Source organism: Vibrio chemaguriensis (assembly GCF_012275705.1).
Lineage (GTDB): Bacteria > Pseudomonadota > Gammaproteobacteria > Enterobacterales > Vibrionaceae > Vibrio > Vibrio diabolicus.
In genome coordinates this window covers 366,364-378,404 of the sequence record NZ_SHOE01000001.1, presented here as the reverse complement: position 1 = coordinate 378,404, position 12,041 = coordinate 366,364, and the positions used below count along the sequence as shown (strand labels likewise).

Genomic DNA, 12,041 nt, shown 5'->3' with positions numbered 1-12,041 from the left:
GCGAAAACCTTACTCACACGACTCTTAATTACGCGTCAGCTTTTTCTTTCTTTGCTTTAGGCGCCGCTTTCGCTGCTTCTTGGTCTGCTTTCTTCTTGATAACTGTTGTACCTTCGAAAGTTTCACCTTCAACGAATGCTTTACCGTAGTAAGAAGCCATTAACACATCTTTAAGTTCGCTAATTAGTGGGTAGCGAGGGTTCGCACCAGTACATTGGTCATCGAACGCTTCAACTGCTAGCTCATCAAGTTTCGCGATAAAGTCTGCTTCGGCTACGCCTGCCGCTTGGATAGACATTGGGATGTCTAGGTTCACTTTTAGCTCATCCAACCATGCTAGTAGACGTTCAATTTTCTGAGCAGTACGGTCACCAGCTTGGCTTAGACCTAAGTGGTCAGCAACTTCAGCGTAACGGCGACGTGCTTGTGGGCGGTCGTATTGAGAGAACGCTGTTTGTTTAGTTGGGTTATCGTTCGCGTTGTAACGTACAACGTTAGAGATAAGTAGTGCGTTTGCTAGGCCATGTGGAATGTGGAACTCAGCACCTAGTTTGTGCGCCATTGAGTGACAAACACCTAGGAATGCGTTAGCAAATGCCACACCAGCGATAGTTGCTGCGTTGTGTACTTTCTCACGAGCGATTGGGTCGTTAGCGCCGTTCGCGTAGCTTGAAGGTAGGTATTCTTTTAGCATCTTAAGTGCTTGTAGAGCCTGACCATCAGAGTATTCGTTCGCAAGAACAGATACGTAAGCTTCTAGAGCGTGAGTTACTGCATCGTAACCACCAAATGCTGTTAGAGACTTAGGCATGTTCATCACTAGGTTAGCATCAACGATAGCCATGTTTGGCGTGATTTCGTAGTCAGCTAGTGGGTATTTAGCGCCAGTCTTGTCGTCAGTAACAACCGCAAATGGTGTAACTTCTGAACCAGTACCTGAAGTTGTAGTGATACATACAAGCTCAGCTTTTTGACCCATTTTAGGGAACTTGTAAATACGTTTACGGATGTCCATAAAGCGCATTGCTAGTTCTTCGAAGTGAGTTTCTGGGTGCTCGTACATTACCCACATGATCTTCGCAGCATCCATTGGTGAACCACCGCCTAGCGCTAGGATAACATCTGGTTGGTAGCTAGCCATTTGAGCCGCACCTTTCTCTACAACAGAAAGCGTTGGGTCAGCTTCAACATCGAAGAATGTTTGAACTTCCATACCTTGAGCTTTAAGTAGACTTACTACGTCATCTGCGTAACCGTTGTTGAATAGGAAACGGTCAGTTACTAAGAATGCGCGTTTCTTACCTTCTAGGTCGCCTAGAGCAATTGGAAGGCTACCACGACGGAAGTAGATTGACTTAGGTAGTTTATGCCACAACATGTTTTCAGCTCGCTTCGCTACAGTTTTCTTGTTGATTAGGTGTTTAGGACCTACGTTCTCAGAGATAGAGTTACCACCCCATGAACCACAACCTAGAGTTAGAGAAGGCGCAACGTTGAAGTTGTACAAGTCACCGATACCACCGTGAGTAGTCGGGATGTTGATTAGGATACGAGCTGTCTTCATCTTGTCACCGAAGTAACGGATACGGTCAGCGTTAGTATCTTGGTTAGTGTAAAGACCAGATGTGTGGCCGATACCACCAATTTCAACCATAGTTACCGCTTGAGCAACCGCGTCTTCGAAGTTGTCAGCACGGAATAGACCTAGAGTTGGAGATAGTTTCTCGTGAGCGAATGCGTCATCGTGAGACACTTTACCTAGACCTTCACCAACAAGGACTTTCGTGTCTGCTGGAACTTTAACGCCTGCCATTTCAGCGATTGCCGCTGCTGGCTGACCTACGATTTTCGCGTTTAGCGCGCCATCGATAAGAAGAACTTTACGAACTTTTTCTGCTTCTGCTTTGCTTAGTACGTAAGCTTTGTGAGAAGCAAAACGCTCTTTTACTTCGTCGTACACTTCATCAACGACGATTGCAGCCTGCTCAGAAGCACATACTACGCCGTTGTCGAAAGTCTTAGACATCAGGATAGAAGCCACTGCACGTTTGATGTCAGCAGTTTCGTCGATAACAACAGGAACGTTACCTGCACCTACACCGATTGCTGGTTTACCAGAAGAGTAAGCTGCTTTAACCATGCCTGGGCCACCAGTTGCAAGGATAAGAGCAATGTCATCGTGTTTCATAAGAGCGTTAGAAAGCTCAACAGAAGGTTGGTCGATCCAACCGATGATGTCTTTTGGTGCACCCGCTGCTACTGCTGCGTCTAGAACCAGTTTCGCTGCGTCGTTAGTCGAGTTTTTCGCACGTGGGTGTGGTGAGAAGATGATACCGTTACGAGTCTTCAGAGAGATTAGAGATTTGAAGATCGCTGTAGATGTAGGGTTAGTCGTTGGTACGATACCGCAGATGATACCTACAGGTTCAGCGATAGTCATAGTACCTAGGTTGTCATCCTCTTCTAGGATGCCACACGTTTGTTCGTCTTTGTATTTGTTGTAGATAAACTCAGAAGCGAAGTGGTTCTTGATTACTTTATCTTCAACAATACCCATACCAGATTCTTCAACCGCTTGTTGAGCTAGCGGGATACGGGCTTGGTTAGCTGCAAGCGATGCTGCACGGAAGATTTTGTCTACTTGCTCTTGAGAGTAAGTAGCGAACTCTTCTTGCGCTTTCTTAACGCGAGCAATCATTGCATCTAGTTCAGCCATATTAGTTACAGGCATAGGGAATCTCCTAAAATTAACAAATATTAAAAACTTTTTACTAAGGCTATTACTTATCGTTTTTACTGTTTATCAGTCACTTAGAAAACAAACGTCTTAGTAAATTGCTTTCAGGACTGAGTATAATATTTCAGAGTGTGAAAAAAATTGACTTGGATCAGTTCTCACGACCTAAATACCACCAAAGTGGTGCCCCATCACACTAAAACGACATAACTCACTGATAAACAAATAAATTAATCTTCACTTTTTATTGAACAAAAAAGAAGCAAATAGACAAATAAATAAAAGAAACTACAACAACCTGTAAAAAAGTTTCATTTTTAGCCAACAAAATTACATGTAGGCCCAATTCCTTGTGCTACTGAGAGTATATCGAACCGAATACATCTCTCTACAAACCACCTTAGTTTTTATCAAAAGTGTGCGAATGTTAACGTTTATGTAAAACAGCACGCTTTGACAGCAACTTTATACGCAACAATTCTTTTCCAGATTAGATACAGTTTATTAAAGAATTAGTTTTTCTCACTAAAACAGTAGGAAATGCGTTAGTTTTTTTCATTTCTTCCAACCCAACTTTTGCCTTACATTACGCCCAAATTACCCCTTCTCCTTTTCACTAATGTGAACTTTAATGAGTACGCAACATGCAAACTTTTGAACTTGCTATCTTCTTGCAGTTTTTTCTTGGTTTGGTCGCCGCAGTAAACCCTGTTGGTATCATGCCTGTGTTTGTGTCACTAACCGGACATATGACACCAGACGAAAAGCGCAATACGGCAACCACAGCGAACGTGGCTGTTGCGATCATCCTGATCATTTCGCTCTTTGCTGGCCAGTTACTATTAGATATGTTCAGCATTTCTCTGGATTCGTTTCGTGTTGCAGGTGGGCTACTGCTGCTTAGCATCGCGTTCTCGATGATGAGCGGTAAACTGGGGGAAGATAAACAAAACAAACAGGAAAAATCAGAATACGTGAGTCGCGAGCAGATCGGTGTTGTTCCTCTTGCGATGCCGCTAATGGCAGGACCAGGCGCAATCAGTTCGACTATTGTTTACGGTGCACGCTACCCAAGCATGTTTGATACGGTAGGCATCAGCATTACAATTGGCTTGTTCTGTCTATGCTCGTGGCTGTTGTTCCGCTCTGCCCCACTGATCGTGCGATTTTTGGGCCAAACTGGTATCAACGTCATTACCCGTATCATGGGTTTGATATTAGGCGCATTGGGTATTGAGTTTATCGCCAATGGTTTACGCAACTTATTTCCAGGATTAGCCTGAGTTTCTATAAAATTGTATGATAGAGCGATTCAACAATGGATCGCTTTGTCATGACGACTGACTCTCTCAAACATACTCTTTATGTCACCATTTTTGGTACTCATACCAAAGCTGGTCGAACCTTCGATATTGCACTCATTATCGCGATTATCAGTTCTCTAATCGTACTGGTCTTAGACTCAATACCATCCGTGCGCGCCGAGTGGGCAAAAGAGCTGAAATACTTGGAGTACACTTTTACCGGTTTATTCACTATTGAGTATTTTCTCCGACTTTACTGCTCTCCAAAACCAGCGGCCTATGCGAAGAGCTTTTATGGCGTCGTTGATTTACTCGCGATTTTACCTACTTACTTAGCACTGTTTTTCCCTTCTGCCTCCTTTATGGGTGTAATAAGAGCACTGCGAGTCATGCGAATATTCCGCATACTCAAGTTGGTCCGCTATCTTCAAGAGTCCAACATCCTCTTACGCTCTCTACTGATGGCGCGCAGAAAGATTTTTATCTTCTTTAGCTCTGTCGCCATTATGGTCACGATCTTTGGGTCACTGATTTTTGTCATTGAGGGGCCTGAAAACGGATTTACTAGCATTCCGAAAAGTATTTATTGGGCTATTGTGACCATCACAACGGTTGGATATGGTGACTTGGTACCTCAAACAGATCTCGGAAAAGGGCTTGCCTCACTCACCATGTTGTTGGGTTATTCAATTTTGGCGGTCCCTACTGGTATTTTCACAGCAGAGCTTCACCAAGAAATGCAATCGCACAAAGTATTAGTGAAGTGTCCGAACTGTTCTCACGCCGGGCACGACTCTGATGCGACTTACTGTAAACACTGTGGTAGTGAACTGGCCGATCCTGACAAACGCGTTGTTCGTGGAGAAGACGAAGCATAAAAAAGAGCTCCCTAGGGAGCTCTTTTATTTTGTCATCAAACAAAGATTGATGTGATTATGCTTTCTCAGAAAGAATAATGCGTAACGTACGACGCAATGGTTCTGCTGCGCCCCAAAGTAGTTGGTCACCAACAGTGAAAGCATTTAGGAAGTCATCACCCATTGCCATCTTACGTAGACGACCCACTGGTACGGACATAGTGCCCGTTACTTTTGCAGGTGTAAGTTCTTGCGCAGTAATGTCACGATCGTTAGGAATCACTTTAACCCAGTCGTTATGAGTGGCGATGATTTCTTCGATTTCGTCCATTGGGACATTTTGCTTAAGCTTGATAGTGAGTGCTTGAGAGTGACAGCGCATCGCACCAATACGGACACAAGTACCATCAATTGGTACAGGCGAGCTTTGTGAGCCCAAAATTTTGTTTGCCTCTGCGCCCGCTTTCCACTCTTCTTTACTCTGACCGTTATCACGTTTCACATCGATCCACGGAATAAGCGAGCCAGCTAGTGGTACACCGAATTTATCGGTAGGGAAAGAACCGCTGCGCATTGTGTCTGCAACTTTTTTATCAATATCTAGGATAGAGCTTGATGGGTTTGCAAGTTCGGAACTTACAGAGTCATTGATAACGCCCATTTGCGAGATCAGTTCACGCATGTTTTGCGCGCCAGCACCAGAAGCGGCTTGGTATGTCATCGCGCTTGTCCACTCAACAAGGCCTTTTTCGAATAAGCCACCTAGACCCATTAGCATTAAACTAACCGTACAGTTACCACCAACAAATGTGTTCGTGCCACCGTGGATGCCTTGTTGGATTTGCTTTAAGTTCACAGGATCAAGCGTGATGATGGAATCTTCCGCCATACGTAACGTAGATGCTGCGTCAATCCAGTAGCCTTTCCAACCGGCTTGTCGAAGTGCTGGGTAAACTTTTTCTGTGTAGCTACCACCTTGACATGTAATTACCGCATCAAGCTGTTTTAAGCTTTCAATATCATACGCGTCTTGCAGTAAGCCTGCGTCTTTTCCTAAGTTAGGAGCAGGAATACCAACTTGAGAAGTACTGTAGAATACTGGTTCGATTAGGTCGAAGTCTTTCTCTTCAACCATACGCTGCATAAGGACTGAACCAACCATACCGCGCCAACCAACTAAACCAACTCTCATCGTATTAACTCTCCATGTATTAAAAAACCTACCCCATAGTTAATTTTTCGCATCAAAATCTCAACCCCTATTTTGTAAATAAGCCTATTTTTTAACCTTTTCCTATGAAAATTCGTGTTAAACGAGATTTTTTAGTGTTTGGTTTGCGATTTCGGCCATTTTTCAAGTAGGGAAAGCCCTGTTACTCCAAATTGGTCTTACCACTCAGTGATAAAATAACACATGAAGCACAATAATTTCACATTACACAACATTTAAAACCAAAAAAGTTAAAACAAACTAACAGTTAATTTCACAAGCAAACGTTTTTGCCGACGAACATCAAGATAAAACACCAAATATTCGAAATATAATTTTTGTTAATGTATGTTATGCGCGATTACAACAAGGAGCGCCTTCCTCTATTGCTCCAAGATTGACAGAGGCACATATGAAGCAAGTTACACCACGCCTACCAAGCTTGATACAGGTATTTATCTCGCTCGGTTTATTTCTACTGCTGGCATTTTCGTTCACTGCCAAGCTAGACCTACCGATCCAGCTAGCGCTGTACATCGGTTGGTTCATTATCATGATATTAGGCATTAAGCTTGGTCATCAGTACAAAGATCTGGAAAAAGCTGCACTAAATGGCATTTCCAATGGACTTGGAGCCGTCTTAATTCTTCTTGCCGTTGGCGCGCTTGTTGGTACGTGGATCTCTGGTGGTATTGTTCCAACCATCATTTACTACGGCCTTAAAGCAATTCACCCTTCTATCTTTTTGCTCGCAACCATGATCATCTGTTCATTGACTGCGCTAGCGACTGGCACCTCTTGGGGCGCTGCTGGTACTGCTGGTATTGCGATGATGGGTATTGGCCAAGGCCTTGGCGTTCCTGCACCAATTACAGCTGGTGCGGTGCTTTCAGGTTGTTACTTTGGTGACAAAATGTCGCCTCTATCGGATTCCGTCATCCTTGCTTCATCTATGTCTAACGTTGAAGTAATGGAACATATTAAAGGCATGCTGCCGATCGCACTCATTAGCTACATTATTACAGGCATTATGTTTACTGCATTTGGTTTCCACTACGCAGGTCAAGTTGACATGAGCCAGGTAGACTCTGTAATTAAAGCGATGGAGCAGCAATTCTACATCACGCCTTACTCATTTGTTCCTGTGATCATCGTATTGTCACTTCTAGCAATGCGTATGCCTTCATTCCCAGTGATCAGTTTTGGTTCTCTGCTCGGTATTATTTGGGCAGTAATGATTCAAGATGTGGACTTCCTAACCGCGTTCAACACCGCTTGGGCTCCGTTTGCGATTTCTTCAGGCGTAGATTTCATTGACTCCATTCTTAACCGTGGCGGCATGTCTTCAATGCTTGGCTCGGTAGCAGTTATCGTATTCGGCCTTGGTTTTGGTGGTCTACTAGATAAAGTGGGTGTGTTAGAAACTATCGCTAAGCTGTTTGAAAAACGCGTTCAAAGTGCAGGTTCACTGGCAACAAGTACAATCGGTACAGCCTTTATGGGGAACGTATTTGGTTCAGCGATGTACGTTTCACTTATCCTGACACCAAAAATCTGTGCGAAGAACTACGATCGCCTAGGCTACAAACGTAAGAACTTGTCTCGTAACGCAGAGTTCGGCGGCACATTAACATCTGGTATGGTTCCATGGAGTGACAATGGTATCTACATGGCAAGTATTCTGGGTGTTGCGACACTATCTTACGCACCGTTCATGTGGCTAAGCTTTGTATGTATCATCGTGACTATCATCAGCTCCTACATGGGTTGGTTTGTTGATAAATGCGAACCAACAGCGGAAGCAGTTGAACAAGCAGAAGGTGAACTGAAGCAGCAAACCGCTTGAGTTCGCATAGATAGGAAGAATCTCTCTTCCGAGTGAAAGACAAAGAAAAAGAGCGCATTAGCGCTCTTTTTTATATCTCAACCAAACGTTAACTTTGTTTGACTTGCGTTTTCACTGCTGCACGCTTACCAAACCAATAGCCCAAGCCAAGTGGTGCAAAGAATATAACGGCAATGAACAAGATGAAGTAGATAATGGTACTTTTAACGAGCTCAATCAGCTTGGTCATCGCTAAACTGACCACTTCCTGCGAGACTCGGTCCATATCTTGAGCAAACTTCTCACGCTCATGGGTAATGATCTGCGCGATTTCTTGGCGCTCTCTGGCTACCATCAGCTCTAAAGCTTGGCGCTCCTCACCCAATTGAGATAAACGCGCTTGCGTTTTTTGGTCAATATCGTCAACCAAAGGTTGTAACTCTACCGCCATTTGCTCTGCCAAATAGCGCATGTACTCTGGATTGTTATCAATAAAGTCCTTCATCGAATCTGCCGTAACTTGTAAGCTATTTAGCGCAGCATTAACTTTTTCGATGCTAGCAGAGCTATTTAATGCTAATAACTGCGCCTTCCAAGTCATAATTTTTGGGGTCTGTTCTGATACAAGGCTTAGACGATCCGAGACATCACCTAATGCTTCTGGCATTGTACCTAGCGTAGTCACTGCCTCTTCCTCGCTAATTTGATTCGCATCTAACCACCCACGGTAAGCTGGCGTCCTGATCATACTTAAGTCCGCGAATGGATGTTGCTTAACGAACTCTGCAACAAACGCTTGTGTCTTGATGTACGCCTCTTGTTTCAACAGAGATTGAGCCAGTTTATCCACCTCTTTCGCTAAGTGAGCAGAAACTAACTTTGCCTCCTCTGTCGCAAATAGTTCATTACCAGGGCCAGTCGTAAAGAATTGATCCATCTGTAGCGTAAAAGTCCAAGTATCAATCAGTGCTGCCATTGGCGAGACTTGGTATGCTGCTGCTTGAAGACCTTCTTCAGCATTTATCTTCCAAAGCAAAATATAAGATTGATGGACTTTATCATGCGGCTCATATTGATCGTGCAATGCATCAGCAGCTTGCTCTACCTGAGCAAAAAACTGTTGCGCATACTCACGAGTCAGGAGACGCATATTAAGCTCTTGTTTGGTAAGAGGGACGGTTTGACTCTCGATTTTCACTTCTAACAGGGAGCACCCTGAAAGCATCACAACCAACCCTATCAACATCATTGAAGACAATCGACGAACGGACATGAAAGTACCTTTAACAAATTGTATGGAACAGGAATAAAGCGAACTAAGTCATATAGTTCGGGCCTTTAATACCCCAACTCTGATGATTGTAAGTCAGAGCAATATCAATCTGTTAGCGCTTCTTGTATCTTTTCACTATTGAGAACGTGGTTAGCGAAAAGTATGGTTTGCTTTAGGACATCATCTAAACGTGTCAGTTTCTCTTCCGGCACTTTTTGCCCTTGTTTAATCAACAGTTCAATATCACCCGAAATGCAGTGCAATGGCATTGCCCCTAAACTTCCCGAGACCCCTTTAAGACTATGAGCCGCTCTTTGCGCTTGCTCTTTATCCTCTTCTAATAGCCGATACATTTTTGAACCATCGCCAGAGTGATCCTGAATAAAGACTTCAAGTAACATTCGCACCGCGCTTTCATCTCCCGATAGCGAGTCCAGCATCTTATTGATATCTATATACGGCTCACGTTCCACGACTTCCACTTGCGATGTGTTCGGCTCATTAGGGCTCTGTTCGTTAACTTGGCTGCTTTGAGAGATTTCGGACTGAGCAGAGAAAACAACGTAAGACCCACCAACTTGCTCAGACTCTTTATCCTCTGCTCTTGATGGTATTAGCGGCTGAACGGTTCTTTGGGAGAAAAGCCCCCATGAAATAAGAGAAAGAAATAAACCACTGATTACTGACAACCAAGTAACAAAGGTCATCAACTTTTGTTCCAACTGGTCATTTATCGAAGTTAACTGGTTCGGGAAATCAGGATTAAGCAGTTGATTAACTAGATAGCTGCCTTGCGCCTTGGCAGATAGCGCGCTTGAAGTCTGGGCAAGTTGACGCTGAAAAGCACTTCGCTCTTGAGGAGAAAGCGTGTCCGACTCGATAAAAAGTCGGTCTAAATCACGATAAGTATCGCTATTCGTTGCTGAGTCACTAAAAATAGACTCCAAAACAAGTGCGCCTAAGCGATAGTACATTGATTGAATTTGCTCAGAGTTTTCAGCTCGGGCACGGCTCCTTCGCAACTGCTCGGCTAATGAGACTAGCTCACTGTCACTTCCTACAAAGGCTCGAGCACTTTCTAAAAATCGATCGGTCGCATAAAGCAATTGAGTAATATCTGGTGTGATTTTTCCTTCGGAAAACTCACTTTCAAGCTGTAAGCGAACTGCATAGGCTAACTGAAGTTTTAGTGAAACTTGGTCGACGTGCTTAACACGATAAGGCAGATCGAAGTTAAAAAAATGTCTGACTTCTTCGACTTTGCTTCCTAGCTCATTCACTGTTGAAATGGTTTGAATCGTTTGTTTGGCTTGCAACCAAATCCCTAGCGCTAAAACACACCATAAAACGAACCAGAACCAAACAAACCGCCTCATTCCTTCTTTTAGCTTCAGCAACACTCGCCCCTCGCATATCTCCATTAATTACAAGCATATACTATGGATGTTTCTTATTCACATAAAAAAAGAGAGCCATTGGCTCTCTTAATTTGACGATATGGTTTTAGTTGCGACTCAACTGATCTTTTAGATTTGGTGGCGTACCTTTAATCGTTAAGGTATCCGTCTCTGGGTCATAAAAAATACGCTCGCCAAGCAATAGGCTATCAAAGCTAATATTCAAGCCACCGCCAGCGCCAACAAATTTAGTCAGTTTGCGAACCGTCGCACGGTCACCTGGGAAAGATTCTTCAAGTTCGTACCCTTGCTCTTTGGTGAAATCCATAAAGCTTGTGCCATCTTGGCTTGGAGGAAGCTCTCCAGAAAGCTCTGAGATTTGAACCTCATCACCGGATTTAATTTGCTCATTGCAGTAATCGTAAACTTGTTTCTTGTACTCGTTCACTTCTTGCTTTTCTAGCTTCGAGTCAGCACAAAAATCATCCACTGCCTGCATCAACACTAAGTTTTGTTGTTTAGTATCTAAGCCGATGTCCGCTTGCAGGAAATCTAGGAAGAAATCCGCCACTTTACGGCCGACGCGTCCCTTGATGTATTGCAAGTAACGATTAGATTCCTTGTCAGTGTCGTAGCTCGACAAGTCAATGCGGGCCGCAATATCCATTTTGGTGATATCTAGGTAATCCGTCGCACTGATGTCCAAACCTTCGGTCACTTTTAAACTTTGGTTCATTGGTAAGATACCGATGAACAAGTAGTCCGTTGCTAAACTCTGATACTCAGCGAAAACCAAAATACCTTCATCCGCAAATGGGTACTTAATCAACTCTTCTTTCAAGCGATTTGCACTAATTTGTGAGAAGTCGTAAAAATCTCGCTCTCCTTTGCGCATTTCTTGAAGCCAAAATTGAAATTCGCTGTCTGACTGGAAAGAGCCAAAACCTTTACCAGCTTTAGAATGGAATACTCGGTGAAGCTCAGCGACTAAGTTTTCAGTAGATGCATCGTTCTCTAATGATGCTGGACGAAAGTTTACAACTAGCTCGTCCTGATCGTTTTTGCACAGTTGATGCAGAATAACGTTTGAAAGATGAAGGCTCATAGTGATTTTATCTTGCTACAAGGTTTTAGTTGATGGGCATTGTAGGTTATCATAAGCCGCTTTTACTATCATTATTAGAGTCTTTATGCCGATTACATCTAAATATACTGACGAGCAAGTAGAGAAAATTCTTGCTGAAGTAGCAACAGTTCTTGAAAAACACGCTGCTTCTCCTGAGTTGACGCTAATGATTGCCGGAAATATCGCAACCAATGTCTTAAATCAACGTGTTGCTGCTTCACAACGCAAAGCGATTGCTGAAAAATTTGCTCAGGCGCTGATGTCTTCTTTAGAAACACCAAAAACACACTAATAACGGACAATAGAACACAT

9 protein-coding genes are annotated in these 12,041 nt (G+C 43.5%); 4 read left to right on the top strand and 5 right to left on the bottom strand.

Annotated elements, in window-relative coordinates; genetic code table 11:
• Positions 1-28: 28 nt before the first annotated feature.
• Positions 29-2,731, bottom strand: coding sequence for a bifunctional acetaldehyde-CoA/alcohol dehydrogenase (gene adhE, locus EX191_RS01730; RefSeq protein ID WP_012841564.1), 2,703 nt, complete (start codon positions 2,729-2,731; stop codon positions 29-31).
• A gap of 650 nt (positions 2,732-3,381) precedes the next feature.
• Between adhE and EX191_RS01725 the strand changes: the two genes are divergently transcribed.
• Together EX191_RS01725 and EX191_RS01720 are read left to right on the top strand one after the other, a co-directional pair.
• Positions 3,382-4,020 (top strand): YchE family NAAT transporter, encoded by a 639-nt coding sequence (locus EX191_RS01725; protein WP_005396528.1) that lies wholly within the window; start codon positions 3,382-3,384, stop codon positions 4,018-4,020.
• Between the two features lie 35 nt (positions 4,021-4,055).
• Positions 4,056-4,919, top strand: a complete 864-nt coding sequence (locus EX191_RS01720; protein WP_005396527.1) for an ion transporter — start codon at positions 4,056-4,058, stop codon at positions 4,917-4,919.
• Between the two features lie 55 nt (positions 4,920-4,974).
• On the opposite strand, the gene asd is transcribed toward EX191_RS01720, so the two are convergent.
• Positions 4,975-6,090, bottom strand: a complete 1,116-nt coding sequence (gene asd / locus EX191_RS01715; protein ID WP_005396526.1) for an aspartate-semialdehyde dehydrogenase — start codon at positions 6,088-6,090, stop codon at positions 4,975-4,977.
• Positions 6,091-6,520: 430 nt separating this feature from the next.
• Between asd and nhaC the strand changes: the two genes are divergently transcribed.
• Positions 6,521-7,954: a Na+/H+ antiporter NhaC gene (gene nhaC / locus EX191_RS01710; RefSeq protein WP_005396525.1), complete on the top strand. Its 1,434-nt coding sequence runs from the start codon at positions 6,521-6,523 to the stop codon at positions 7,952-7,954.
• Positions 7,955-8,042: 88 nt separating this feature from the next.
• Here the strand turns inward: nhaC and EX191_RS01705 are convergent, their stop codons facing one another.
• From EX191_RS01705 to yejK, 3 genes are all read right to left on the bottom strand, one after another.
• On the bottom strand, positions 8,043-9,206 hold the full coding sequence (locus EX191_RS01705; protein ID WP_161446133.1) for a chemotaxis protein: 1,164 nt from the start codon (positions 9,204-9,206) through the stop codon (positions 8,043-8,045).
• Positions 9,207-9,310: 104 nt separating this feature from the next.
• Positions 9,311-10,627: an Hpt domain-containing protein gene (locus EX191_RS01700; protein ID WP_114323301.1), complete on the bottom strand. Its 1,317-nt coding sequence runs from the start codon at positions 10,625-10,627 to the stop codon at positions 9,311-9,313.
• An 82-nt stretch (positions 10,628-10,709) separates the two neighbouring features.
• Positions 10,710-11,708 carry a nucleoid-associated protein YejK gene (gene yejK / locus EX191_RS01695; protein WP_005396521.1) on the bottom strand — a complete coding sequence of 333 codons (999 nt, stop codon included), beginning with the start codon at positions 11,706-11,708 and terminating at the stop codon, positions 10,710-10,712.
• A gap of 85 nt (positions 11,709-11,793) precedes the next feature.
• Here yejK and EX191_RS01690 point away from each other — a divergent pair, with 85 nt between their 5' ends.
• Positions 11,794-12,021: a YejL family protein gene (locus EX191_RS01690; RefSeq protein ID WP_005380722.1), complete on the top strand. Its 228-nt coding sequence runs from the start codon at positions 11,794-11,796 to the stop codon at positions 12,019-12,021.
• Positions 12,022-12,041: the final 20 nt, after the last annotated feature.